This window comes from Nostoc piscinale CENA21, assembly GCF_001298445.1.
Lineage (GTDB): Bacteria > Cyanobacteriota > Cyanobacteriia > Cyanobacteriales > Nostocaceae > Nostoc_B > Nostoc_B piscinale_A.
Genome location: NZ_CP012036.1, coordinates 1536083 through 1562168, shown reverse-complemented (window position 1 = coordinate 1562168; position 26086 = coordinate 1536083). Strand labels below are relative to the sequence as shown.

The window sequence follows — 26086 nt, the reverse complement described above, 5'->3', positions numbered from 1 at the left end:
ATACAGTACTTAGATAGCTGACATTCGGAATTCTGTAGTTTTTATTAATTTTCTGCCATTGCTAAACCTGCTAAATAAGCTGTTGTCCAGGCACTTTGGAAGTTAAATCCACCTGTAATGCCATCAATATCTAAAATCTCTCCCGCAAAGTAAAGGTCAGTAATTAATTTGCTCTCCATTGTTTTAAAATTTACTTCTTTAAGGCTAACTCCACCACAGGTAACAAATTCTTCTTTGAAAGCACCTTTGCCATTAATTAAGTATTTTCCCTGGGAAATTTCCTGCACTAACTGATTTAGGGTTTTGTTAGAGATTTCTGCCCAGCGAACTTCCGTATTAATACTGGCTCGGTTAATCAAGTATTGCCAAAGACGATGAGGTAAATCAATTCCACGATGTAAGGCGATCGCTTTTTTTCCCCATTCATTTTTAACTGCTACAATTTTTTCCCGGACTTCTTCTTGTGATAAATCGGGTAGCCAGTTGATTATTAAAGTGGCTTGATAGCGGTTGTCATACAAAATTCTCGCCCCCCAAGCCGAAAGTTTCAACACCGCCGGACCACTCACACCCCAATGGGTAATCAGCAAAGGCCCCATTTGTTCTAAGGTTGGTTGTTGGGGAACAGAAAGCCGCAAACGCACCGGATTCATACTCACGCCACTTAAAGCCCGCAAATTGGGGTCAGCAATGTTAAAGGTAAATAGTGAAGGAACTGGTGGTTCAATTTGATGGCCAAATTCTTGGGCGATTTTATAGCCTATGGAGTTACTACCAGTGGCTAATAGTAGGCGATCGCATTTTAAAGTTTCACCCGATTTCAAATAAACTTCAAACTGATTGTTGGGTAGTCGTTTCACTGAGACAACTGGTGTACCCGTCCGCAGTTCTACGTCCATGTCTTCAGCCGCATTCATCAAACACTGCACAATTGTTTCCGAACTGTCTGTCACTGGAAACATTCGCCCATCAGCTTCTTTTTTCAGTGGTACTCCGTGGTTAGCAAACCAAGAAATAGTATCTTTCGCTTGAAAGCGACTAAAAGCACCCCGCAAAGCTTTTCCGCCTCTGGGGTAATTCGCCACTAAGGCGGCTGGTTCAAAACAAGCATGAGTGACATTGCAGCGTCCACCACCAGAAATTCTCACCTTGGCTAGTGGTTGACGGCTGGCTTCGAGTAAAATAACACGGGCATAAGGGTTGGCATTAGCACAAGCGATCGCACCAAAAAATCCCGCAGCCCCACCCCCGATAACGATAATTTGTAACGGTTGCAATTTTAAAGAATCTCGTTGATGAGTCAATGGTCAATAGTCATTAGTTGTTTTATCTTAGAGCTTACTCCTATACTTTCTTCTCCCTTGTCTCCCCGCTCCCTACGCGCTAAATTACACTTCTACTGGTTTAAATTGATCCTTTGTCGCGCCGCAAACGGGACACACCCAATCTTCTGGGATATCTTCAAATGGTGTTCCAGGGGGAATTCCCCCATCAGGATCACCTACTTCTGGATCATACACGTAGCCACAAATAGTGCATTCGTAAGTTTCCATTGTTTATCCCTGAATTTATTCAATGATTTTTGAAGGATGATTGAAGTTTTTCTTTAGCACTCAGTACTCAAATCTCAGCATTTTGTCTGTATGGTGTTTATTCCTAAAATAACTAGGATTTAATATGTTAGAAAAGTTGTATTTCTACCAAATTAAACAAACTTATTTCAGTAATATCACACAATTTACTGATTAGTTCTAGATTAGAAACGCCACCATGTTCTTTGAGCGAAATTGATCATTGCCACTGCGATCGCGCCTAAAATAAACAACCAAATTATTCCTCCTGGGAGAAATGTCAGAATCCCAAAACCCCTGAGAATCCAAATGGCAATCCCAATGCCTAGTAGCATTCCAAAGACTTGAGTTAGCCAACGATTTAAGGAAGATTGATTCATTGAATGTGCCTTTGATTCAAAATTTATTACACTTCTATATTAGAAGTAGTGCTATTGTTAAAGCTGCCGAAATTTAGATTTGATTAAATGTAATCAGCAATACGATTTTATAAGTGATTTCACAGAAAAATAACATGAGATGATCTTAATTCCGGAAAATAGTGCTTGAAAAGTGGAACTAAATTTAAGTGAGTTGATCTTAAAGTCTAATAGACGTTGATTAACTTTAACTCTGGAAGTGTGGCAAAGTGAGGAGTGAGTGACTTAATATGGCTGCGTCTCATATTTCCGACCCAATTATTGCAGGTTTAGATATGCCTTGGAGCGATGACAAGCGAAGATTGTTAATGCAGGGCGAAATTTTGGTAGAAGCGCGATCGCATACGGCGTGGGGCGGTGCAGTTACTGCATGGATGTATGTACCCATGATGCGATCGCAAGTATGGCAGCAACTCACTGACTACCCTCGTTGGGTGCAATATTTTCCTGATATCACCAGAAGCGAAGTTCTGCAAAGAGGTGAAGTTAAGCGCCTGTACCAAGCAGCACAAAAAGCCTTTTTATTTTTCACAGCCCAAGTTGAAATTTATCTCAGCGTTGCGGAAGTAATTGGACAACAAATTCACTTCCGTATGGAAAAAGGCACTTTTGAAGACTTTAGTGCCTGTGTCGATTTAAAAGATTTTGGTAACGGCACTTTACTTGCTTATAATGTGCAAGCTACACCCAATATCCCCATCCCTTCAGTTTTTATTCAGCAAGCTATGAACTTTGAACTACCTGCAAATATGCGGAAAATGCGTCAGGTTTTGTGTAAGCAGTAATCCCAATATTGCCAATAAAATTAACTTATCCTTCTGCATATAGCCCAGACCATACAAACGTCTGGGCTAAATTTTTTATTAGTACAATTTATTGTATGATAACAAGCCCTAATTATTGAGCAGCAGAGACAGTTAATAGAGACGTTCGTAAGTCCTTGCTAATGGCTATGTGTGCTTGTACCTAATTTATCGCATAGATTTATAGTGCTGAAAATGCTTACACTACAAGCGTTTTAATTAATTTTTTGGACATAGGTCACCCAAGATAATTGTAAAGAAATATTAAAGAGTCAGAAGTTTTGCGTAAATACAAGATTTAAGTCTGTGGAATAATTAGCAGACAAAAAAATATTTCTCAGTCTGCAATTCCACTCTAATTTTGTGATTTTGCTATTTATAAATCTGGCAATAATTATCATAATTTTAGAGGCATAAACTAAATTACATGGAGAATTAATTATGCCATTAGTTTCAACATTTGAATTACTTGTTAATCCTATTGCTCCTACAGATAATTTAGGTAATTTACCACCAGATGTTGTCCAAAAACTAGGAAAAGTTGCTCGTAGAGTTGTGCAAGGTTACTTTTTAACTATTGCTAACACTACTGATGCACCTGCTCGTTTGAGACTAGAATTTACAGCGACAACACCTGAATTAAATCTAGTAGATACAGTCACAATTCGTGATGTTTTAGGAAACAATGAATTTTCTGAGTTAATTCCAGTTCCGGGTAATCCTAAACGCTTTACTTTTAATGTTGGTATTCCAGCGAATGATACCGCACTAATTACTTTATTACCTGATCTACAAAACGTAGACTTGTTTACAGGAGCCAAAAATTTAGAGATTCGTGGGTATGTGAGCATCTCTAGAGCTACCATCGCCGGGCCAGCTTATGAATTGCTAGTTACTCCAGAACATCGCGGAACTTTCTTACCCAAAAACATTGATGATTCTGTTCCTGACTTTGATCAAATTGCCTACGCTCTGCCTACAGCAAGCGGTGGTAGCTTAGTCAGATTACCATCTCTTGTGCGTCCGCCTGTTGTGACATCTCAACCCGGCGAACCTAATACTGTAGAAGATAGCCAAGAGGTACTCAGCCTAATGGCTCAACGCATTGAAGAGTTGGAACAACGCCTCGCAAATGTTTAGTTTTTGTAACCTAAAATAGCCTGAATTGAACGAAGTTGATGTGTTTTAAATAACTAGAGTCACCGTAATTCACAAAACAACCCCACTAAAATTTGTGGGGTTTTTATTTTGTGATATGGCAGTCCTAAATCATTTGTGAACAACAAGATCCCCGACTTCTTTGAGAAATCGGGGATCTGAGCCTCTCAATTTTTACAACTCACGTAGGATAGATTTCCATTTTGAGGGGTTTATTTCTACTCTAAACAATCCCAAATACAGATTCGACTGTCGATTTAATCGAATCTCTAGCATCTTTCAAAGTCTGAGTAATGGGATGCTTCGATTGTAAAAATACCCGCGCACAGTTGCGTCCTGGCATTCCAGAAATTGAACCACCTGGATGAGTACCCGCGCCAGTTAAGAATAAATTGTCAATAGGGGTTTTGTAGTTGGCGATTTCTGGTAAGGGTCGGAAAAACACCATCTGATCTAAAGTCATATCGACGTGATAGTAATTTCCTTTGTATGCGCCTAATCTTTCTCCCAATTCTGCGGGACTTTCCACCCGACGAGCAATAGTCGCAGTTTTGACATTAGGTGCGTAAGTAGCTAACTTATCAACTACCTTGTCAGCAACTTGATTTTTCAATTCATCAGTCCAACCAGTACCTTTTAAGCCTGTACCTTCTGCACCAGCAATTTGATAAGGGGCAAAAAATTCAATCCAGACAGTATGTTTTCCTGGTGGTGCTAAGGTGGGGTCAAGGAAACTCGGCATGACCACATACATTGATGGATCAGAATCAGGGATTTCGCCCAAGGTACACTTACTATGAGCCTGTTCCACATGGGCAACTGAATCTGCAATTAAGATAGAACCAACCAGATACTCATCTTTGTGCGCGTGGAAAGGAAAGCGCAGAGGTTCATCTAAAGCCAAATCTATTTTCAGGATGGTTTCGTTATTGTTAACAATGCGGCGTTCTAATCTTTCCCACAAATCAGGATCGGCTGAGTCAATATCGCTTTTATCGGTCATTTGCAAAAACAACCGCTTGGCATCAATATTAGAAATTACGCCGTATTTTGCCCGATATTCTGTACCACCAGCAACGCGCACACCAACAGCTTTACCATTATCAATCAACACTTTTTCAACATGCTGATCTGTGAGAATAGTGCCGCCTTTACTGGTGACTAAATTCACCAAAGCTTTGACTAATGCACCAGTGCCGCCACGTGGTCTTGCCATGCCAGGATTATGACGCATTGCCATCATAATTGCACCGATCGCAATGGTTTTTTGTGATGGTGGCGCACCTAATTCTGATGCTAATCTGGCTAGTGGTGCTTTTAAAAATTCTGAATCAAACCACTCATTAAGTAAATCTTCAGCACTGGTCATCATGTTGCGAATAAAATCCAATGTTTTATTTGGTGAACCAATGACTGAAAATAAATCTTTGATTTTTGTGATGTCGTAGTTACCCGCAATATCAATAATTGACTTTGGCGGTGCATTAAACATTGGAATCATTGCTCCTAATGCCCGTTGCCAATATTCAGTAAATTCGGCATATTTTTTGGCATCACGTTCGCTATAACGGGCAATTTCGGCACAAGTTTTCTCTAATGATTTATGTCCTAAAAAATACTTGCCGTCGGGATGAGGACAGAAAACTACTGGATCACATTCCAAATATTCTAAGCCATATTTTTTCAGTTCTAATTCTTCAACTACTGGCCCCAAGTGAATAAATTCATGGTCAATGGCACACAAATTAAATTTAAATCCGGGGGCTTCTTTAGGTAAACATTCTTCAGTTGTTGCTGCACCGCCAGGGACAGAACGTTTTTCTAAAAGTAGGACACTATAGCCAGCTTTGAGCAAATATGCTGCACAAACTAGTCCGTTATGTCCTGCACCGATAATTACAACATCATACTCTTGCATATTTGTAGTTTAGAATAGAGTGGCTTGTTAATATTACAAAGGGTAAGCAACTATGACAACCTTGAATGTATTTAATTGCCTTTATTCAAGTTTATGTAAGTTTCTTAATTAGAAATTTCCGATACCGAATGAGGTATTTGGCGCATTTTGGTTTCAAGTAAAAGTATCAAATTATGCTTGATTATCTCCATATTTAAAATTTTAAATTTTGTGCCATCCCAAGTAAAATCAGGTAGATGAATTAATTCTTTAACTTTCTGCATCAGTGCTAAAACTACTTCAAAGTTAACGCCTTCTCCCTGATAACAGTCAAAACTTTCTAAAATGATCGGGTTGGCATGAGTGCGAGGGCGAAATCTAGCTGTAAACCCAAGTAGACGCGTATTACTTTTTTCTTTTATTTGAGTTAATCCCTGGAATTGAATTTTGCCATCTCCAGGAAATGTTAATTGCATGTTTTGCATTGTAAAGCTGACATTTTCACCTTCTACATTCAAGTTATAATTTTTGGCGTAATTCTGCACAAGTTCGGAATTTAATGCTTGATTAATATCCGATTCTGTCATGACAATGCGGGCGATCGCATTTACTGGTGCATTTAATTCAATCTGCCCAAAAATTGCACTTAAAGGATTTACAGCAATACTATCTGTTTGGAGTTTGATGTCTTGAACCCGGATATTTTCTTTAAAAACTAATCCTTTCCCACTCAGAGAAACTCCATCTGCTTGTCCTTGAACTATCTTGAACAAATCAGTCTGCACATCAACATCAATTTGTTCAGCTTCATCTAGTTGGTTGGATAGCCGACGTTCGGCTTCTTGGGAGATTAATTGTTCTTCCAACCTGCGTTCTTCAGGCATGAATTTTTATCTCATAGCGTCCCATAATGGTTACTTTAGACTTTATATACCTCAAAATGGATCTATAAGATGGTATATGCAGGTAGGAGTATAAATGGTGAAAAAAGAACAAGACCATCCTCTCGATAAATTCAGGATGTTTGTATTATTGAGTTGATAAAATTCTGACAGCAGATTTTAAGTTATTAAAACACAAAATTTAAATATCAAAGCACATAGCCCTCAGACTGAAGTCTGGGGCTACACAAACTAAACTCGCATTTCGGCAAGCTCAATGACCTCCTGCGCGGGTTTTAAGATGCCTCTTGTCTCCTTCAACCTATAGTGGTAGTTTCTAAACTGCGAGACTTGATTTGACGCTGACTTTTAACCATCATTTGAATAGGACGATTCGGCCCGGTGACTAAACCACGACGTTGGGGTTTAATTTCTGTGCGGTCTACTAAATCTAAGTCTCGCATGGTTAACATTTTAGCGATCGCTAGTTTCATTTCCCATTGAGCAAAGGCTAGACCAATACAGCGTCTTGCACCAGCCCCAAAAGGTATATATTCATAAGGTGAAAACTGTTTTTCTAAAAAGCGTTCTGGTCTAAACTGTTTGGGTTGTGGGTAAATATCTTCCCGGTGGTGAGTTAAGTAAATTGCACCCATCACTGGTGTACCTGGTGGAAGTTCATACCCACTGACAGTAATAGGCATTTTGACTCTTCTAGGAAAAGTTAGCATTCCCACTGGGTAAATTCGCAAAGTTTCTGAGCAAACAGCACTCAGGTAAGGTAGCTTGTAAATTGCATTTGGGTCTGGATTATCACCCAAACTATCTAGTTCTTGGATCAGTTTTTCCTTGACTTGTGGTAACTTATGAATCCAGTACATAGCCCAGGCTATAGCTGTGGCTGTGGTTTCGTGACCTGCTACCAACAAAGTCATTAGCTGGTCGCGTAATTCAACATCGGTCATTCCTTGACCTTCCGCGTCCCTAGCATCCATGAGTAAGCTGAGGATATCTGTGCGTGATGAGTCTGGATATTCCCGCCGTTCTTGGATTTCATCATAGATGAGTTGGTCGGCTTGCTGCTGAATTTCTTCTAGCCTTCCCCAGATTTTAATCGGCCCAAAATCTCTTTGTAATGCCGGGAAATATAGCAAAGCTACACGCCATACAGAACTGGTATTTTCTAAAATTACCTTTAACTTTTGTTGGAGTTGTTCGGCGCGGAGTCCCTCATCTAAACCAAACACAGCCTGCATAATTACACGCAGAGTAATATCTTGGCTGACAGTACGAATATTAAAAGGTTGTCCGGCTGGGTATTGGCTGATGACTTTGGCAGTAATATCATTAATAATCTGGCTGTAGCCGCGCATTCTTTCACCATGCAAAGGCGGCATCATTAATTGTCGTTGGTTTTGATGTTCTTCACCAGACATAGAAATTAAAGAACGCTTACCAAGTAAGCCTTCAAACAAACTATTTAAATCTCCAGGTGCTTCTAATTCTTTAGTATCATGAGTCAAAATCTGTTGTTGGTCTTGAGGATGACTGACAAAGACTATAGGAGGAATATTTTTTTTGTAGTTTCAGTGCAAAAACGTCACCATAACGTTGAGTACATTCCTCCATGTAGGACATAGGACGGAATACCCAGTTCAGTAGTTGCAAAACGACTGGGGTATTTGGTGTTTTTGGTAGCTGCATAAAAATAGATTGAGTAGATAACGTTATTTTTACTTAAATTAGGTGTTAATTGCTGAGTCAAAATTCCAGCCTTTAGCCTCTGACTTTTAGCTTTTAGTGTTCCTAGCTATTTAAACTATTTATCTTGAGCATCATGAAACACTGATATTTCTTCACATCCCTAAAGATGTAAAATTTCTGTTAAATTCAACGGGCATCTACAGTTTTCCTTCATCGTTATAAGGTACTCAGCATGACAGCAATTACACCAAAGGCATCTTCCGCGCTTCCTGATTTTTGCGAGGGAATTCAATATTTTGGCGAGGCTTTACCAGATTTTGCCACTTATGGTGCCACACCTGCGATAGATTCAGATAAAGTAGCGATCGCGTCTCCTACAGATACCGCAGCCGTATATCAAACTTTACTTGCTGCTGATGCCTTGCGTTACCTAACATTGCAAATCACTGGTAGTAAAGCCTCAGGACATCCAGGTGGGTTTGCCAGCCAAGCGGAAGCATATGCAGCATTAGTCATGCTGGGCTACAAAAATATTATTACGGAAGTCGGACACCACGCCCCTGGATTTTATAGTGCCATGTTTTTGGATCGTTCCTTAGAAGACATGGGCATTTTTACAGTACAACAATTGCGCGATCGCTTCCGCGAAAAACACGGACTTTTAGGACACCTCTCCGGTTACATTCCCGGCATTCTCGCACCCGCCGGGCCTTTGGGACAAGGGCAACACTTTGCAATGGCGGCTGCACTCCTCCACCGTGACAAACTTTTCCCCTTCACCCTCGGCGATGGTGGATTAGGCGAACCCTACATTATGAGTTCAATGGCACACTTCAACACCGCCTATCCCAGCGTCACCAACTTCTTACCCGTGCTGGTGTGGAATGGTTACAGCCAAGAACATCACAGTATGGTTTCCCTCAAAACCAACGAAGAGATGAAAGCCTACTGGCAAGGTAACGGTTTTGAGGAAGTCATTCTCGTAGATGCCAAAGAATTTGACGACCAAAATCAACCAGGAGACTACGTTGATAGTACCGCCTTTTCCTTTGAGAAACGCCTCGCTTTTACCCAAGCCGTACTCGTAGCCGTTGATAAAGCCGCACGTTCCGCACTTAGCGGTAAACTCACCGTATTCATTATTAAGCAACTAAAAGGCGCAGGAGTCCACGCCAGAGGTGCAAAATCTCACAACTTATATCCTAAAGACACTTTAGATGCACCGCACATTATCAGTGCTTTGCAAGAACGCGCCTTATCACCAGAGGCTTGGCAAACAGTCAGAACTAATGCTGAACGCGCTGGTGGTGGCCCGGCTGCGAAAACTGTAGTAACAGAATTTGAATTAGAATTACCAGACTTAGGCGAATTGCCATTAGAAGAATATACAGTTGGTGGCGAACCCAAAGTTTCGACAACCGCAATGGGAAGATTAGTTGGGATCGTCGGACAAAAAGATAAAAATTTCCTCGTCACCAACGCCGACGGTAACGAAGCATCAGGAATTGGCAATATAAACCAAGCATTAAAAATTATTCACCCCACAACCGACGACTTATATAACCAAGCACCAAACGGCCAAGTTTATGAACCATTAAGTGAAGATGCTTGTGCAGGTTTAGCCGTTGGTTTATCACTAATGGGTGCGCGAAGTTTGTGGTGTTCTTATGAATCTTTTGCCATCAACGGTTTACCAATTTGGCAAACAGTCACCCAAGCAATGGCAGAATTACGCCGCCAAACTCCCTCAACAATTACCTTATTTACTGCTGGCGCATTAGAACAAGGTCGTAACGGTTGGACACACCAACGTCCAGAAATTGAAGCTTACTTTGCTTCGATGATGCGGAATGGAAATGTATTTCCTGTATTCCCGCCCGATGCTAATAGTATCCAAGCTTGTTATGACTGGGCATTGCAAACCAAAAATAAGGGAATTGTGATTACTGCCAGTAAGTCACCATTGCCAATTCGTACAACATTAAAACAAACTCAGCAAGGCTTAGAAGATGGTGCAATAGTATTACATGAAATTGCTGGCGGCAAGCAAGTTGTCTTTGCTGTTATTGGCGATATGACATTAATTCCTGTCTTTGAAGCGGCAGCATTTTTAGAAACAGAAGGTATCGGGGTAAAGATAGTTTCTATTATTAACCCCCGGCGTTTATATCGTCCTAGTGATGTGGCTTGGGATACCTGTTCTGAAGCCGATGGTGGCTTTATTGATGATGCTAAATTCACTGAATTATTTGGTGGTGATGCACTAATTGGTGTGACTGGCGGTGTGGCTTCGATGTTAGAACCAATTATGTTAAGAAGCAACAGCAAGCGCGATACCTTCGCCTGGAAGCGTGGAGAAACTACAGCCAGTGCTGGTGAGTTGATGGCGTTTAATGGTTTGACTGCTGAGGCTTTAACAAAGCGAGCAATTGAGTTAGCGCATTAAAGCTAAATAGATATAATGTAACGAGATACCCCCATCTAGGTGTTTTCCTGGGTGGGGTTGAATATATTCAGATAGACTATGAATTGTAAAATATTTTATTCTTGGCAATCAGACTTACCTAACAAAACGAATCGTGGATTTATCGAGACTGCGCTTGAGGCTGCGGCCAAATCCATACGTAATGATGATTCTATAAAAGTAGAGCCAGTGATTGACCGTGACACAAAAGATGTACCTGGTTCACCCGATATTGCTCATACAATATTTGGCAAAATTGAACAGGCTCAAGTGTTTGTCTGTGACGTTTCAATCATTAACCAAAATGCTTCCTCTCGCCTCACTCCAAATCCTAATGTCTTACTTGAACTTGGATATGCAATCAAGGCTCTGGGATGGAATAACGTCATTATGGTACTCAATTCTGCTTTTGCAAAGCCAGAAGAACTACCATTTGATCTGCGGATGCGGCGGGTAATTACATATTTTATGCCTGAAGAAAGCGAGGATCGTTCCACAGAGCGTAAGAAGCTTCAATCAAAATTAGAAGGTGCGCTTCGGAATATTTTAGAAGAAATTGACTTACAAAATACTGGAGAAATTATTCAACCAATAACCATAGGAGAACAGGCAAGAATAGCAGTTGAAAAGTTCCAGCCGAATCAAACCATCTTAATCCGTCGATTCATGACATGGCTAAGAGATGAGCTTGACACACTTAAGCCAGATTTTACAAAAGGAGGTATACACGATGAATTACTAGTACAATCTATTGAGCAAACGACAGAACTTACGATAGAGTTTGCACATCTTGCAGAAGTAGTTGCAACAGTAAATAACTTAGATGCTGCGCGTGAAATATACAAGCAATTTGAACTGATTTTAGAACGTTATAATCTTCCACGCGATTTCTCAGGTAGCTATCAAGATATTGATTTCGATTTTTACAAATTTATAGGTCATGAACTTTTTGTATCTTTTTTCTCGTTTCTAATTCGAGAAACCCGATGGGAATTAATTGCGGAGTTATTGGAAGGGGGTGGTATTTACGTTGACAATCCTTCAAGATATAGTAGAGAATCGGGTTTAGTTTCTTTCATCTATGTTTCTCAATATGTCAAGTTATTAGACAATCGTAACAGACGCTTAAACTCTAATAGAATATTAATTCATGCTGATTTATTAAATGACCGCCATCAACAAGGAAAACTTGCGCCAATTGTCCCAATGCAACAATTTATGGACGCAGATTGTTTCTTATTTATGCGAGCAGAAGTACAGTATTCACAAGCAAGTAAATGGGATAAATGGATACCTTGGAGTAATTTATATTTAGATAAAGCACCAAGGTACTTATTAGAGGCTTCTAGTGCTAAATATGCAGAAAAATTATTGCGTCCTTTAGGGGTACACAGTGTTGAAAAGCTGAGAGTTAAAATAAGCGAAGTAGAAGCTGAACTTCAACAGGTATTTAAGGCAGCTTTCCCTTTTTATAATCCTTTTGGAAATTTTAATCCACAGATTATTGGCACAAAATGATTTCTTATAGTTAGATTTATGCGTAGGTTGTATGGAGGCGCAAGCTTGCATATTTGTAGCATAACGAGTTAATCTTTGTGCCGTAACCCAACACCGAATCACCTTGATTTCCACCAGATAGATTTTTGTTGTGAATTGAGATAATTTGTTGGGTTTCACTTCGTTCCACCCAACCTACAAGGAAATATTTGCTTACCCATCAGCCTTTTCTCCCTTGTCCTCCCTGTCTCTTTTTCCTCCCCTACACCCCTTGTTAATAGAGATAAACCCCTAGATAGACCTGCTATTAATCAAAAATTGTCACAATAAATGACGATAACCGTTATTTTTGGACAATCAAACCTATGGGATTCGGTATTGGTGATTTATTCTGGATTTTTCTACTGCTTTCTTCCCTACAGCCTCTCTGGCAAAAGCGCCAAGTAGAATATCGACGTTTTCGCGCCTTACAAGAATTTCAACAGGAACGCAAAACGCGGGTGATTTTACTAATACACCGTCAAGAATCCATCAGTTTACTCGGCATTCCTCTATCACGCTACATAACCATTGAAGATTCAGAACAAATCTTGCGGGCAATTCGCCTCACACCCCCTGATGTTCCCATTGATTTGATTCTGCACACTCCTGGCGGTTTGGTACTCGCTACCGAACAAATTGCCAGGGCGTTAATTCGTCACCCTTCCAAGGTGACAGTTTTTGTCCCACACTACGCTATGAGTGGTGGCACAATGCTGGCTTTGGCTGCTGATGAAATTGTTATGGATGCGAACGCTGTTTTAGGGCCTGTTGATCCCCAATTAGGAAACCTCCCCGCAGCCAGTATTATAAAGGTAGTCAAAGATAAACCCGTCAGCGAGATTGATGACCAGACTTTAATTATGGCTGACCAAGCAGAAAAAGCCATTCAACAAGTACAACGCTTTGTGCGGACGCTGCTAAAAGATAACATTCCTAAACAAAAGGTTCAGCCAGAAAATATTGAACCGATTATCGATGCTTTGACAACTGGACGTGTGACTCATGATTATCCTGTCACGGTGGAAGAAGCTACAGAAATGGGCTTACCTGTCACAGTGGGATTACCCCGTTCCATTTACGACTTGATGGATTTGTATCCCCAACCCCAGGGAGGACGGCCAACTGTCCAGTATATTCCTATGCCTTATGATGACCGTCGTCCAATTTTACCAACACCCAAAGGTAGACCTTTAGAAGAAGCTTAGATTAAGTGCTGGGTGTTGAGTGCTGAGTTCACACTCAGTCTATCAAGCTGTAGCCATCAGCAATTTCTTAATTTATCTGACTACAGCCATAACATTTAAGGTGTTGGTGTTCCTGTCGGTGTTGGTGTCTGTGTTGGTGTTAGCGTCGGTGTGGGAGTTGGTGACGCGGTTGGTGTTGCTGTTGGCGTAGCTGTCGGTGTTGGCGTTGAGGTTGTATTTGGTTGAACTGTCGGTTTAGCCGTTGGTTTAGCCGTTGGCTGGGGTTTAGGTTTACCTATAACTTCCCTTGCTTCTGCATTTAGCTTCTGACGGAGTGCTAAATCAGCAATTCCGGTTTCTGAAAGCTGATTTTTTTTCTGATATTCCTTAATTAACTCTTCTGTGCGTGGGCCAAAGAATTGATCGCGGGGAAGAGGTGGATTGGGCTTGAGAACTGCATTTAAATTGGCTTGTAGAATCTGCACAATATTGGCAGCAAAGTCTTGAGTTTTTGGCCCTGCTATCCCATCAACACCAAGCTTGTAGCCTTTTTGAAAATCACGGATTGCTTTTTTGGTTTCCTCATCTGTTAAAGGTGTATTGGAGACTTTAACTTTGTAACCTAGCCCATGCAACACAGCCCTAAACTCTTGGGGCGTATAGTTACGTTGACGGGCAGCAAAGGAACTGTCAGAAATGATGACACCGGCGCTTACAAGGCAAGTAGCCGCAATAATCGCGCTGGATTTATTAAACCCACACCACATATCTCAAACTCCTTGCAGTTAAATCAGCATTATATAGAGATTAACAGGTGCATTTTACGTTTCTTGAAGACTTTTGTCTCAATGTTTAATCATTTGTGATTAATTAAAATTAACTAAAACTAATATAAATTTTTGGCAATCTTGCTAGAGAAGTATTTAGATTTTCTATGTCTACTTCTCAACTCTTTAATTGGGTTATAACTAAATACTTAAAGCTTGTATAATCGAAAACAAAAAAAATGGTTAATCAAACCTTGCCAAAACACAAAAACCTTTTGTTTGAAAGGTTGATGGCACTGGTGGCCACAGTCAACTTAGGTTTAGTTGTGTTTGATTTGACTTATGTACAATGGCGGGATTTTTATCTGCGGAGATTACCGCAAATAACTCAAATTTATGATCCAATTAAAGGTATCGCCGCCCATAGAGAAACTCAAAGTTATTTAAAAGCAGTAGATGCCCTCAAAGAACAAGTGAGCCAGACAGGTTTAACATCTCCACAGGCGAAGGCGAAACTTGACGAACTCAGCCATCTGAGTGTGGAGATGATTGATAGTAACCCATTTGCTGGGGTTGGCAAGAGTGGGACTCTGGAAAAAATTAAAAACCGAATGCGCGATCGCATCGGTAAAGATTCCGCCAAGCAGTCCTTTGCTACTTTCTGGAGTCAAGCCTACCTCTCCCAAAAAGGCTGGAATCAAGAAATTACCTTTTTCAACCAAAAAATTAGTCCTTTAATCGCCAGCAACTATTACCGCCAAATCGGTGAAAATAGCGAATATCTCGACTATTTTTGGCTGATTGACCTACCATTTGTCACCATCTTTGCGATTGAGTTTCTCGCACGCATCTTTTACATCAAGCGTCGCCACCCCGGTTCTAGTTGGTTAAATGCAGTATTTGACCGTTGGTATGATTTATTTCTGCTGATGCCGTTTTGTCGATGGTTGCGAGTTATACCTGTAATTGTGCGTCTCGACCAAGCGCAACTATTAAATTTGCAACCATTGCAGCACCAAATGAGTCAAACAGTTGTAGCTAATTTTGCCGAAGAACTCACGGAAATTGTAGTGGTACGGGTGATCAACCAAATTCAAATTTCGATTAAACAAGGAGATTTTACCCGTTGGATATCCCAACAAGAAAACTTACGTCCTTATATTGATATTAATAATGTTAATGAAATCGAAGCGATCGCAGGAATTTTAACCCAAACTGTCGTCTATGAAGTTTTTCCCAAAATTCAGCCCGACATAGCGGCAATTTTGCGCCACAACATCGACACAGTACTCAATCAAGTTCCCCTGTACCGCAATCTTCAAACATTCCCAGGCATTGGACAAGCCCAAACCCAACTCAGCGAACAATTAGCAACTCAAATCACCACCAGCTTATACAGCGTTTTAGTCAGTGCTATCCAAGATCCCGTAGGTGCAAAATTAACAACCCAACTCGCCCAAAGCTTCACCAACGCTTTAGGCGCAGAAGTACAGCAAAAAAAAAGTAACAGCCGAAATTCAAAGCTTGTTATTTGATTTCTTAGAAGAAATCAAGCTCAACTACGTGCAACGTCTATCCCAAGAAGACATAGAAAGCATCGTTGAGCAAACCAGACAGCTAAGAACACAAGCATACATTCAGCCCATCGTTGAGCAAAGTACTGCGATCGTCGAAATCAGAGATAAAAAAGTATAGGACTTACGCAATAAATCTCTCAAATTCTTATAACTTTGTGTCCTACCCTGCGGGAAGCCACTATCGCCTCTATGCGTCCTTTGCAGTTAGTTTCTTCATAATTTTGCGTAAGTCCTTAAGTATGAAGTTGGCTGTCTTAAAAGTGCTGAGTGCTGAGTGCTGAGTTTTAAGTGCTGAGTAAAAATACCAGTCCCACTTTCATACTTAGCTAGAAAATCGGTTTCATCGGAACTGCCTTTTGACCACTGACTAATAACAAATGACCATTTAACTATTGACTCTTAGAGAAATGCGCTACACTCAATTTAGGGCGAACTATCATCAGTTCGTTACAAGACTTCTTGGAAGATATCCCTATCGCAGGAAGTGGGTCGAAGCCCACTTTTTTTTATTGAAATTTCGCATGACTCATCCGTTAGTCCCACAAATTATCGACTTGGCGACACCAGTAGCAGAACAACTGGGATTAGAAGTCGTTGGCGCAGTTTTTCACACTAACCAACGTCCACCAGTATTGCGGGTAGACATCCGTAATCCCCAGCAAGATACTGGTTTAGATGATTGTGAAAGGATGAGCCGCGCTTTAGAAGCCTGCTTAGATGCAGAGGAAATCATTCCAGATGCCTATGTCTTGGAGGTGTCTAGTCCAGGTATTTCGCGCCAATTGGTAACTGACCGGGAATTTATCTCCTTTAAAGGATTTCCTGTGATTGTTTCCACTTCGCCACCCCATGAAGGACAAACAGAGTGGAATGGTCAGTTGATTCGCCGAGATGAAACCAACATTTATTTAAATCAAAAAGGTCGGGTAGTGGAGATTCCTCGTTCTCTCATTACTAGGGTGCAACTAGACGAACGCCGATAAACGAGGGATCAAGGTCTAGAGATTAGAGGCTAGGGACTAGGGACTAGAGTCAATCTTTTCTCTAATCCCTGTTCCTTAATGCTTTTTCCTACTCCCTGCTACGCCAGGCGCCTCAACTGAGGAAACCTCCACACGGCGCTGGCTCCCATATTTCCTCACTTTTAAAGGAGATTGCTTATGTCAATGGTTAGTCTACCAGGATTAAAAGAATTAATTGAAAGTATTAGTCGGGAGCGAAATTTACCACGGTTAGCAGTGCAATCAGCCATTAGAGAAGCACTGCTCAAAGGTTATGAACGTTATCGCCGCGCTCAAAATTTAGAACGCAGGCAATTTGATGAAGATTACTTTGACAATTTTGAAGTGGAACTCGATATTGATGAAGAAGGATTTCGCGTCCTCTCCACAAAAACCATCGTTGAAGAAGTTAACAATACCGACCATCAAATTTCTTTAGACGAAGTGCAGCAAGTCGCGCCCGAAGCTCAATTAGGTGATTCTGTAGTTTTGGATGTCACCCCCGATCAAGGCGAATTTGGTCGGATGGCCGCCATGCAAACTAAACAAGTCCTGGCGCAAAAATTACGGGATCAACAACGCCAAATGGTGCAAGAAGAGTTCCAAGATTTAGAAGGAACTGTATTGCAAGCCAGAGTTCTGCGTTTTGAAAGACAGTCTGTAATTTTAGCAGTTAGCAGCACTTTTGGTCAGCCAGAAGTAGAAGCCGAATTACCCAAGCGAGAACAGCTACCAAACGATAATTATCGCGCCAATGCCACCTTCAAGGTCTACCTCAAGAAAGTTTCCCAAGGGCAACAACGGGGGCCACAACTTTTAGTATCCCGCGCTGATGCTGGTTGGTGGTTTATTTGTTTGCCAACGAAGTTCCAGAAATCGAAGATGAAGTAGTGCGGATAGTTGCTGTAGCACGGGAAGCAAATCCACCATCGCGTTATGTCGGCCCCCGGACTAAAATCGCAGTAGACACCTTAGATCGAGATGTTGACCCAGTAGGTGCTTGCATTGGCGCACGGGGATCACGCATTCAAGTAGTAGTGAATGAATTACGCGGCGAAAAAAATTGATGTAATTCGTTGGTCGCCCGACCCAGCCACATACATTGCCAACGCCTTAAGTCCAGCCAGAGTTGATGAAGTCCGCTTGATGGACCCGGAAACGCGGCAAACTCACGTCTTAGTAGCCGAAGACCAACTGAGCTTGGCAATTGGGAAAGAAGGTCAAAACGTCCGCCTCGCAGCTCGTTTAACTGGGTGGAAAATTGATATTAAAGATAAAGCCAAGTACGACCATGTAGGTGAAGATGCGAAATTTGCAGCCGCCCGCGCCCAAGCTCAACTAGAACAAGAACAAATGGAACTAGAGGAAGATGACATCGAATTAGAAGAAGATGACATCGAATTAGAAGAATTAGAGGCAGAAGATCAAGAAGAATTAGAAGATGAATCTTTTGAGCTAGATGAAACAGAATAATTTCTTAATTTTCTGGAGAAATAGCAGTCTACATAGGAATTAGCCACAAATCTCCGCCTCAACCAGCACTGGAGAAAGCAAATACGATGGCTATAGTTCTGCTAATATTTAGCTCAGTAAGAGTTTTAATAATTACTTGAGAAAACATGAGGCATTAGTAAAAGATTAGCTGTAATAGCTGAACTTTGCTATAAAACTACTGAGTCATAATTTGCTGATGGAATTAATAAAAAATTTAAAATTCCGGTTCAGCCATGATTATTTATTAGGGAGGTAAATCCAAAATCCCAAATTGTTTGATTTTATGCCTATAAAAAACTGATGAAACCGAATTATCGGCGTTGTATTAGTTGCCGCAAAGTCGGCTTGAAGCAAGACTTTTGGCGGATTGTCCGCGTCTTTCCATCGGGAAAGGTACAATTATATGAGGGCATGGGGCGTTCTGCCTATCTTTGTCCGCAAGCAACTTGTTTGCAAACGGCACAAAAAAAAGAATAGATTAGGGCGATCGCTACAAGTGTCAGTGCCAGAAACACTGTACCAAACATTGTGGCAACGTCTAGCCCCAAGTCATCACCAAAATCAAATATCAGGTTGAAAAACTTGGTGGCGGTAATCCCCAGAGGATTGTGTCTAAAGCCGAACTGCTCGCGCTCCCAACACACCCTCTGCAATTGTTGGGGTTAATGCCAAAATAGTAAAAGGGTGTAGTTTGCGAGCGGCTCTTGAAAAAAGAACCCAGCAATGCTCCCAGAAAGTTTTACTCGATTGTGTTGTGGAAGACTCAGAATCAGCAAAACAAAAAACTACAGAATGGCAACCTGGTAGCGATCAGGCGCAATTCGGCATCACCACTTCCAATAAATTTTTTTTTATTAACAAAATTTTTATGGGAGCCAGTCAACAGCCAAATTTGGCACAGATGCCAACATTAACCTGAAACATCTCTCTTTCCTGATTGGAGGCACCGGCAAAATTACCAAGGGCAACCGAAAAACAGTGATCTAAGGATGGAGATGTCGCACTCCCAGGCAACCATCCGCCAAAAAACTGTAAATTAAAGGGGAAGAGTGGATGAACAACGGCAAAGTTAGAATTTATGAATTATCAAAGGAATTGAATTTGGATAACAAAGAGCTATTAGCAATTTGCGACCAGCTCAATATTGCGGTCAAAAGCCATAGCAGCACAATTTCAGAATCAGAGGCAGAACGAATCCGGACGGCTGCCGAAAAAATTGGCAGTAACGAATGGAACACCTAAAAGAGAAATAGGAACACACCCCCCAAAACCAAATTCACATCAACCTGGCTCTCATAGCCGACCTGCACCACCACCACACAAACAACAAATTTTGGAAATTCGTAAACCCAAAATATTGAGAAATCCTAACACCAATGCCCCAGAGGCATCAGTTGCTAATCAGAATCAATCAGCTTCTTCTGAAGTCAATTCTCCAGCACCTCCACGGCCCTTCGCTACACCAGTCTCATCCATGAAGCCGACGGCACCAACCAGACCAGTACCCCGGAATCAATCTGAGAACTCACAGGTACCTGCTGTTACAGATGCACCCCAAAAAGCAAATACGCCCTTAGCAGAAAACACAGCAGCAGAAAAACCAGAAAGAGCGCCTTCGCATAAGTCCAGGCCAGAAAAACCGCAAAAACCGCAATTATCAGCGCCACCTGCCAGACCAGAAGCGGAAAAACCCGCAGTTGGTGGGTCAAGTACGGCAGAAAAACCGATACTGAAGCGCGATCGCGACCAAACTAGCAACAATAAACCAACTAAAGCTGGCAAACCATCCCAGTCTCACTCAGACTCATCCCCAGCACCCAAGCAAAGTCGCCCAGGCTCAGGGCCTGTCAAAGCCGAAGGGCGAACAAATCGACCCTCGGCTCCAGGCTCAGGAGATGTACCACGTCCCCAAAGGCCAGTGCGTCAATCAGAAACTGCGGCGACTGTATCTTTGGCGACTCCGCCTAGCCGACCGACAGGTGCAGCCACAGGCAAAGTCGCAGTTGATGATGATCCCGTCGTTCCAGAACTCTTAGACTTAAAACGTCCCACACCACCTCGTTTAGCTAAAGGTGGCAAAAAATGGCAAGAAGAAGAAATCATTGACGAAGTTAAAGAGAAATCCGGCAAAGGTGGCCCCAAAGGCAAGCGGGTCAAACCGATTCTGGATGATGACTTTGAAGATGATGATTTGCTAGACGAAGAAGGTCTAGACATTCCGGCTACCATCCAGGCAACTCTTTCTATCGCTCGTCCGCCAAAACCAAAAGCCGCGCGGCCAGCCCAAACAACAGCCACATCTGTAGCTACACCAACTGTTAGAGGTAAGAGAACTAGCTCAAATCGCGGTGAACAGAACCGTCGTCAAGAAGCAGAGCCAAAACGCGATCGCCCAGCCAAAGTCGTGGTGACAGGCCCGATGACTGTGCAGGAACTCGCCAACGAATTGGTAGTTGCAGATACAGAGATTGTGAAAATCCTGTTCCTGAAAGGTATGGCGGTGAGTATCACCCAAAATTTGGATATTCCCACCATCACCTTAGTAGGTAAAGAGTTAGAAGTAGAAGTCGAAACCGCCGAACCAGAAGCAGAAGCGCGGAAAGTCACAGAAATGATTGACGTGGCAGATTTAGAACATCTGATTCGTCGTCCGCCTGTCGTCACCATTATGGGTCACGTAGACCACGGTAAAACCACTCTACTCGACTCGATTCGCAAAACCAAAGTCGCAGCTGGAGAAGCTGGCGGTATTACCCAACACATCGGTGCATACCATGTGGACATCGAACATGACAGTAAGCTGCATCAGATTGTCTTCTTGGATACTCCGGGTCACGAAGCCTTCACCGCGATGCGGGCTAGAGGCGCGAGGGTGACAGATATCGCCATTTTGGTAGTAGCAGCCGATGATGGTGTGCGTCCCCAAACCATCGAAGCCATCAGCCACGCCCAAGCCGCCGAAGTGCCAATTGTGGTCGCTATCAACAAAATTGATAAAGAAGGTGCACAACCAGATCGGGTGAAACAAGAATTGACACAATATGGCTTAACCCCAGAAGAATGGGGCGGTGAAACCATCATGGTGCCAGTGAGTGCGATTAAAGGTGAAAACCTCGACACACTCTTGGAGATGATTCTGTTGGTGGCAGAAGTTGAAGAACTATCAGCCAACCCCGATCGCCTAGCTAAAGGTACTGTCATTGAAGCCCATCTAGATAAAGCCAAGGGTGCTGTTGCTACCTTGTTGATTCAAAACGGTAGTCTCCACGTCGGAGATATGCTCGTGGCAGGTTCAGCCTTTGGTAAAGTCAGAGCAATGGTTGATGACCGTGGGCGGAGAGTCGAAGCAGCCACACCTTCCTTTGCTGTTGAGGTGTTGGGTTTAAGCGATGTTCCCGCAGCCGGGGATGATTTCGAGGTCTTCGATAACGAAAAAGAAGCCCGGAGTATTGCAGGCGATCGCGCCGACAAACAACGTCTATCACGACTGTTGCAAGGACGTGTCACCCTCACAACCCTATCGGCACAAGCACAAGAAGGCGAGTTGAAGGAACTCAACTTAATCCTCAAAGGCGACGTGCAAGGTTCTGTAGAAGCGATTATTGGTTCGCTGAAGCAAATCCCGCAAAACGAAGTGCAGATTCGGATGCTGTTAGCATCAGCTGGGGAAATCACCCAAACAGACATTGACTTAGCTGCTGCAAGTAACGCAGTCATCATTGGCTTTAACACCACCTACGCCAGTGGCGCAAGACAAGCTGCTGATGAAGCTGGTGTGGATGTCCGGGAGTATAACATTATCTATAAACTCCTCGAAGATATCCAAGGAGCCTTGGAAGGTCTGTTGGAACCAGAGTTGGTCGAAGAAGCCCTTGGTCAGTGTGAAGTCCGTGCTGTCTTCCCAGTAGGTAAAGGAGCCGTTGCTGGCTGTTATGTGCAGTCTGGCAAGCTATTACGTAACTGCAAACTGCGCGTACGTCGTGGCGGAAAAGTCGTCTACGAAGGAGTCCTTGATTCTCTCAAACGGATCAAAGACGACGTTCGGGAAGTCAATGCCGGTTATGAATGCGGTATTAACGTCGATAAATTCCATGACTGGGTAGAAGGCGACATTATTGAAGCCTACCAGATGGTGACAAAACGCCGTACCCTGACTTTGACAAGATAGTGGTTAACACTCAGTGCTGAGTTGAAGTGAAAGTTTAAGTGTGTTGAACTGAAAATTAAGTTAGTTCCACACTCAAAACTTAAAATATAAAACTCAGCACTCAGCAACGTCAGTGAGGGAGTCGGCAAAGCCGCCCAACACACTGTCTCCTCAGCACTCAGCACTTTAACTATGTCTTCGTTTCGCTCTGACCCTATATTGTGGATTCACATTGCTGGATTAGCGACATTGCCATTTTTTTTGGTTTTGTGCTTATTGTCATTGGCGATCGGTGAGCCACTCTTCCCGGTGTGGGGAGAACTATTATTAGTCGCCACTGTCGGCGTTACTCCACTATTGTGGATGCAGCTACGCCGCCCGTTTTATATATATTCTCTTTTAGGGATCGCTCTCAAACCCGAAAATTTAACCGAGCAACAGCGCAAGATACTTTGTTTAATTAATACTAAATTAAATCGGGTGTTGTCTCTGGTGGCCGCAATAATATTAACTGTCATCTTGTGGCAGCTTTACAAAGTTGTACCCCAAATGCAACATTTAGTTAGCTTTTTGCCGCAATGGCATGGCTTAGGCTTGCTGTTAGCTGCTTTAACTTTTTTAGCAAGTAATTTATTTTTACAAGTTCCCGTGAGTGTGGCACGGATTTTAGTGACTAATGACACAGAATTTGCTGCCCTCGAACCGTTATCTTTAGAAAATATCAAGCATGATTTCACTATTTTAGGGGTGCAAGTTAATCAAATTTTACCCAGGTTGTTTCAATCCTTCATCGGGAGCAATAGAAACTCGCAGCAGCCCTAAAAATCAGAACCTAAACAATTCTTCGCAGAGTATACACTGTCTGAATCAGACAGGGTTGTATTTGCTCACAATGAAAACTGCCATAACTTTAAAAGTTGAGGAATCAGGGACTATGACTCCAACTTCTGCTGCTAGTAATCTCCAATATCCCGCAGATACCGAAATTTGGTATAGCCTTAAATGTGCGATCGCTGCCAGTTCCGGTTTCCAACGTTGGCAACTAGAACGTAATACCCAATTGCAAGGTTTGCTCCTGGAACAGCAAGTACAAAAGTATTTAAGAGAGACTTTAGAAACTTTAGCTTACTAAAATCAATTTAATTCAGCTTGTTTATTTACAAGCAATATTTTCAGGGAAGCATGATGATTATGCTTCCCTTGATTTTTAGCAAAGTGCTGAGTGGTAAAAATTTTTCCCCTGCACCCCGCGCCATACACCCTTACTTCCCTACGGAAATTTGGTCAACTTCTTCCACAATTGCTGATTCTGATTCTGGTGAAGAGGTTGGTGATGGTTCTTTACTGTCTGGTAAAGCAACTTCAATATCAGCACCGTTGATAATTACACCCAATAACCCCAGTTCAGCTTCTTGTAATTGATCAAGCGCCTCACCCAACAAACTTTCTTGTGTATAGTTCGGTCGGGCGACCATGACAATACCATCACTGTAGGGTTGAATCAACAAAGGATCGTTGGAATAACTTAAAGGGCTAGTATCTAGAATTACTAAATCGTAACGCTCACGAGCATCTTCCATCAGCCGTCGCATTTCGCTAGATTCAATGATAGCTGGTGATTGACGTACAGGGCCAGGACTAGGAATAATGTATAAATTTTCTATATCTGGTACTAAGCGAATGCAATCACTCAAGCTGGCATAATAACGCAAAGGTTCAATAGTCGCGTCGGGGTCGAGATTAACTTTTAAGGATGCAGCCCGCGAAGGCGATCGCAAATCGGTTTCAATAATCAAAGTACGTTTCCCCGCACGAGCGCAAGCCACACCCAAATTGTAAGCACTAACTGTTTTGCCTTCTTGAGCGCCAGTACTAGCAATTAGAAGTATTTTTACATCTTTACCAGCCAAGCGACGTAAATTGCTGCGGAATTTTTCATAAAACTCTAAATATGGCGAATCAGGTGAAAATACTACGGGTACTGTATCTGGAGGTAAATCTTCCACTGACATTAAAGGTATTTCGCCCAGTAACACCACTTCTCGTTCTTTGAGACTGTCGCGGATATCTTCTTTGGTCTTGAATGTTCCTTCTAAAGCACCCAGTAAAAAGATCACGCCACCACCAACCAACAAGCCCAAAAAACCACCAATCCCTAAAGTAGTTGGTACACTCTTGGCTTTCGTGGGTTCAGGAATAATCAATGGTGAGCGGGCAACTGTTAAGCTACTAACAGTTTCCGCTTCTGCGGTTTTAGAATCAGTAAGTTTGGCTTGCATTTGGTCATAAACCGCTTTTTTCAGGGCGACTTCCTGTTCCAAGCGCGATCGCTCTAATTGTTTGTTGGGTATTAAAGAATACTCCTGCCTGAGCCGGACTTCTTCGCGGATTTGCTGTGCCAACTGTTGTTGAAGTGTGTCGCGTTGGGTTTGCAAAGTCACCATTTGATTCGCTAACCCTTGTCTGGCTGGGTCTAAATTACTTTGAGCGCGAATCCCCGAAATATTTCCCGCTAAAGGTGCGGCTGCACCACCGCCACCGATCACTTCATTAGCTCGCTGTTGAATTAATTGTTCAGTGGCTTCTTTTTGGCGATACAACTGAATCATCGTTGGATGTTCAGGACGTAAATCTTTCCGCAGCAAAGCAATTTGCGATTCTGTTTGATATAGCTGTGTTCGCAAATTTCCCAGAATTGGGTCAGCACTTAAAGCCGAAGAAACATAAGCTTGATTGACATCTAAACCCAATTTGGTGCGTATACTGAGAATTTGAGCATCAATCCCAGCAATATTTAATTGAATTTGCCTCTGTTGATTTTGGCTGTTAGTAATTGCCGCCAATAAACTACCATTTTCTGCTGATAATATTGCCGGACGTTCCCGGCGATCGTATTGTTCTAATCTTTTTTCCGCCGTTTGTAATTCTGCTTTCGCCTGGGGTAGACGTTCTTCAATTTTTTGAATAATTGCTCTTAATCGCCCTGTATTAATCTCCGCGCTCAACTTGATCATTGCTTGCATCAATTCTTGAAGCACCTCTTGAGCGCGTTTTGGATCAGTATCTTTATACTTCAGATCAATAACTGTCGATACAACTTCTCCCGCTTTGGCAGTTTTTTCGGGTAACTTCAAAGCCACATTTGTGCCAATAGTTTTGGGCTTGACATTAACCTTTGTTGCGACTGCCTCAATAATTTGATCTGATAGTAAAGCCGCCTCGCTTAAGTCTTGTCCTTGCTGCTGGATTTCATTCCCCGTCAGTGAAAATGAAACCGGGGGACGATTATAAGTCAGTGCTGCATTTGCTATGTAATTTATTGGTGGATCTGGTTGTACAGCCACCACTGTTGACCCGACAACCACTAGCCCAAAACCAGCTAGTCCAATCCACTTGTACTTCTCGAATGCAATTAGATAGCGTTTAACAATTGGTGGGGTCATAGCAAAGACATATAGAATTCAGCGAGAGAATGGTGGT

19 protein-coding genes and 4 pseudogenes are annotated in these 26086 nt (G+C 42.2%); 14 read left to right on the top strand and 9 right to left on the bottom strand.

Annotated features, from left to right (window positions below; all coding sequences use genetic code 11):
• Window positions 1–44 precede the first annotated feature (44 nt).
• From ACX27_RS06870 to ACX27_RS06860, 3 genes are all read right to left on the bottom strand, one after another.
• Window positions 45–1277 carry a BaiN/RdsA family NAD(P)/FAD-dependent oxidoreductase gene (locus ACX27_RS06870; RefSeq protein WP_062298197.1) on the bottom strand — a complete coding sequence of 411 codons (1233 nt, stop codon included), beginning with the start codon at window positions 1275–1277 and terminating at the stop codon, window positions 45–47.
• Window positions 1278–1388: 111 nt separating this feature from the next.
• Window positions 1389–1553, bottom strand: coding sequence for a rubredoxin (gene rd, locus ACX27_RS06865; RefSeq protein ID WP_062290095.1), 165 nt, complete (start codon window positions 1551–1553; stop codon window positions 1389–1391).
• A gap of 203 nt (window positions 1554–1756) precedes the next feature.
• Window positions 1757–1951: a hypothetical protein gene (locus ACX27_RS06860; RefSeq protein ID WP_062290092.1), complete on the bottom strand. Its 195-nt coding sequence runs from the start codon at window positions 1949–1951 to the stop codon at window positions 1757–1759.
• Window positions 1952–2220: 269 nt separating this feature from the next.
• Here ACX27_RS06860 and ACX27_RS06855 point away from each other — a divergent pair, with 269 nt between their 5' ends.
• Both ACX27_RS06855 and ACX27_RS06850 read left to right on the top strand, forming a co-directional pair.
• The gene (locus ACX27_RS06855) at window positions 2221–2775 is read left to right on the top strand and encodes an SRPBCC family protein (protein WP_062290089.1); all 555 of its coding nucleotides are present in this window, start codon (window positions 2221–2223) and stop codon (window positions 2773–2775) included.
• Between the two features lie 459 nt (window positions 2776–3234).
• Entirely contained in the window at window positions 3235–3933 is a 699-nt protein-coding gene (locus ACX27_RS06850; protein WP_062290086.1) for a hypothetical protein, read from the top strand.
• A gap of 241 nt (window positions 3934–4174) precedes the next feature.
• Here the strand turns inward: ACX27_RS06850 and crtO are convergent, their stop codons facing one another.
• The 3 genes and pseudogenes from crtO to ACX27_RS06835 all read right to left on the bottom strand — a co-directional run bounded on the left by crtO (window position 4175) and on the right by ACX27_RS06835 (window position 8433).
• Window positions 4175–5869, bottom strand: coding sequence for a beta-carotene ketolase CrtO (gene crtO / locus ACX27_RS06845; protein ID WP_062290083.1), 1695 nt, complete (start codon window positions 5867–5869; stop codon window positions 4175–4177).
• A 104-nt stretch (window positions 5870–5973) separates the two neighbouring features.
• On the bottom strand, window positions 5974–6732 hold the full coding sequence (locus ACX27_RS06840) for an LmeA family phospholipid-binding protein (RefSeq protein ID WP_062290080.1): 759 nt from the start codon (window positions 6730–6732) through the stop codon (window positions 5974–5976).
• Between the two features lie 314 nt (window positions 6733–7046).
• Window positions 7047–8433 (bottom strand): annotated as a pseudogene (locus ACX27_RS06835) (cytochrome P450).
• A gap of 232 nt (window positions 8434–8665) precedes the next feature.
• Here ACX27_RS06835 and ACX27_RS06830 point away from each other — a divergent pair.
• Both ACX27_RS06830 and ACX27_RS06825 read left to right on the top strand, forming a co-directional pair.
• Window positions 8666–10879 carry a phosphoketolase family protein gene (locus ACX27_RS06830; RefSeq protein ID WP_062290077.1) on the top strand — a complete coding sequence of 738 codons (2214 nt, stop codon included), beginning with the start codon at window positions 8666–8668 and terminating at the stop codon, window positions 10877–10879.
• Between the two features lie 78 nt (window positions 10880–10957).
• Window positions 10958–12415: a hypothetical protein gene (locus ACX27_RS06825; protein ID WP_062290074.1), complete on the top strand. Its 1458-nt coding sequence runs from the start codon at window positions 10958–10960 to the stop codon at window positions 12413–12415.
• A gap of 16 nt (window positions 12416–12431) precedes the next feature.
• Here ACX27_RS06825 and ACX27_RS32275 read toward each other — a convergent pair whose 3' ends face one another.
• A complete protein-coding gene (locus ACX27_RS32275; RefSeq protein ID WP_158507351.1) occupies window positions 12432–12584 on the bottom strand; it encodes a hypothetical protein in 153 nt (50 codons plus the stop codon).
• A 175-nt stretch (window positions 12585–12759) separates the two neighbouring features.
• On the opposite strand from ACX27_RS32275, the gene ACX27_RS06820 reads away from it, so the two are divergent.
• Entirely contained in the window at window positions 12760–13641 is an 882-nt protein-coding gene (locus tag ACX27_RS06820; protein WP_062290071.1) for an SDH family Clp fold serine proteinase, read from the top strand.
• A 95-nt stretch (window positions 13642–13736) separates the two neighbouring features.
• On the opposite strand, the gene ACX27_RS06815 is transcribed toward ACX27_RS06820, so the two are convergent.
• A complete protein-coding gene (locus ACX27_RS06815) occupies window positions 13737–14387 on the bottom strand; it encodes a peptidoglycan-binding domain-containing protein (RefSeq protein ID WP_062290067.1) in 651 nt (216 codons plus the stop codon).
• Window positions 14388–14626: 239 nt separating this feature from the next.
• Between ACX27_RS06815 and ACX27_RS06810 the strand changes: the two are divergent.
• The 9 genes and pseudogenes from ACX27_RS06810 to ACX27_RS06780 all read left to right on the top strand — a co-directional run bounded on the left by ACX27_RS06810 (window position 14627) and on the right by ACX27_RS06780 (window position 23738).
• Window positions 14627–16082, top strand: a pseudogene (locus ACX27_RS06810) (hypothetical protein).
• Window positions 16083–16485: 403 nt separating this feature from the next.
• A complete protein-coding gene (gene rimP / locus ACX27_RS06805) occupies window positions 16486–16947 on the top strand; it encodes a ribosome maturation factor RimP (protein ID WP_062290064.1) in 462 nt (153 codons plus the stop codon).
• 177 nt (window positions 16948–17124) lie between these two features.
• Window positions 17125–18438, top strand: a pseudogene (gene nusA, locus ACX27_RS06800) (transcription termination factor NusA).
• Window positions 18439–18759: 321 nt separating this feature from the next.
• A pseudogene (locus ACX27_RS30710) lies at window positions 18760–19036 on the top strand (YlxR family protein).
• Window positions 19037–19150: 114 nt separating this feature from the next.
• Complete coding sequence (locus tag ACX27_RS32685) at window positions 19151–19378, top strand: hypothetical protein (protein WP_162491112.1); 228 nt, start codon at window positions 19151–19153, stop codon at window positions 19376–19378.
• Between the two features lie 134 nt (window positions 19379–19512).
• Entirely contained in the window at window positions 19513–19701 is a 189-nt protein-coding gene (locus tag ACX27_RS35650; protein WP_418006778.1) for a translation initiation factor IF-2 N-terminal domain-containing protein, read from the top strand.
• Window positions 19676–22627 (top strand): translation initiation factor IF-2, encoded by a 2952-nt coding sequence (gene infB / locus ACX27_RS06790; protein ID WP_418006777.1) that lies wholly within the window; start codon window positions 19676–19678, stop codon window positions 22625–22627. Before ACX27_RS35650 ends, infB begins: the two co-directional genes overlap by 26 nt.
• Window positions 22628–22798: 171 nt before the next feature.
• Window positions 22799–23428: a low-complexity tail membrane protein gene (locus ACX27_RS06785; protein ID WP_062290058.1), complete on the top strand. Its 630-nt coding sequence runs from the start codon at window positions 22799–22801 to the stop codon at window positions 23426–23428.
• A gap of 112 nt (window positions 23429–23540) precedes the next feature.
• Window positions 23541–23738, top strand: coding sequence for a hypothetical protein (locus tag ACX27_RS06780; protein WP_062298195.1), 198 nt, complete (start codon window positions 23541–23543; stop codon window positions 23736–23738).
• A 130-nt stretch (window positions 23739–23868) separates the two neighbouring features.
• Here ACX27_RS06780 and ACX27_RS06775 read toward each other — a convergent pair whose 3' ends face one another.
• A complete protein-coding gene (locus ACX27_RS06775) occupies window positions 23869–26049 on the bottom strand; it encodes a GumC family protein (protein ID WP_062290056.1) in 2181 nt (726 codons plus the stop codon).
• Window positions 26050–26086 lie beyond the last annotated feature (37 nt).

Coding starts and splice junctions, on each gene's coding strand:
- rd (WP_062290095.1), bottom strand. CDS start 1,553: ATGGAAACTTACGAATGCACTATTTGTGGCTACGTGTATGATCCAGAA.
- ACX27_RS06860 (WP_062290092.1), bottom strand. CDS start 1,951: ATGAATCAATCTTCCTTAAATCGTTGGCTAACTCAAGTCTTTGGAATG.
- ACX27_RS06855 (WP_062290089.1), top strand. CDS start 2,221: ATGGCTGCGTCTCATATTTCCGACCCAATTATTGCAGGTTTAGATATG.
- ACX27_RS06850 (WP_062290086.1), top strand. CDS start 3,235: ATGCCATTAGTTTCAACATTTGAATTACTTGTTAATCCTATTGCTCCT.
- crtO (WP_062290083.1), bottom strand. CDS start 5,869: ATGCAAGAGTATGATGTTGTAATTATCGGTGCAGGACATAACGGACTA.
- ACX27_RS06840 (WP_062290080.1), bottom strand. CDS start 6,732: ATGCCTGAAGAACGCAGGTTGGAAGAACAATTAATCTCCCAAGAAGCC.
- ACX27_RS06830 (WP_062290077.1), top strand. CDS start 8,666: ATGACAGCAATTACACCAAAGGCATCTTCCGCGCTTCCTGATTTTTGC.
- ACX27_RS06825 (WP_062290074.1), top strand. CDS start 10,958: ATGAATTGTAAAATATTTTATTCTTGGCAATCAGACTTACCTAACAAA.
- ACX27_RS06820 (WP_062290071.1), top strand. CDS start 12,760: ATGGGATTCGGTATTGGTGATTTATTCTGGATTTTTCTACTGCTTTCT.
- ACX27_RS06815 (WP_062290067.1), bottom strand. CDS start 14,387: ATGTGGTGTGGGTTTAATAAATCCAGCGCGATTATTGCGGCTACTTGC.
- rimP (WP_062290064.1), top strand. CDS start 16,486: ATGACTCATCCGTTAGTCCCACAAATTATCGACTTGGCGACACCAGTA.
- ACX27_RS35650 (WP_418006778.1), top strand. CDS start 19,513: ATGAACAACGGCAAAGTTAGAATTTATGAATTATCAAAGGAATTGAAT.
- ACX27_RS06785 (WP_062290058.1), top strand. CDS start 22,799: ATGTCTTCGTTTCGCTCTGACCCTATATTGTGGATTCACATTGCTGGA.
- ACX27_RS06780 (WP_062298195.1), top strand. CDS start 23,541: ATGACTCCAACTTCTGCTGCTAGTAATCTCCAATATCCCGCAGATACC.
- ACX27_RS06775 (WP_062290056.1), bottom strand. CDS start 26,049: ATGACCCCACCAATTGTTAAACGCTATCTAATTGCATTCGAGAAGTAC.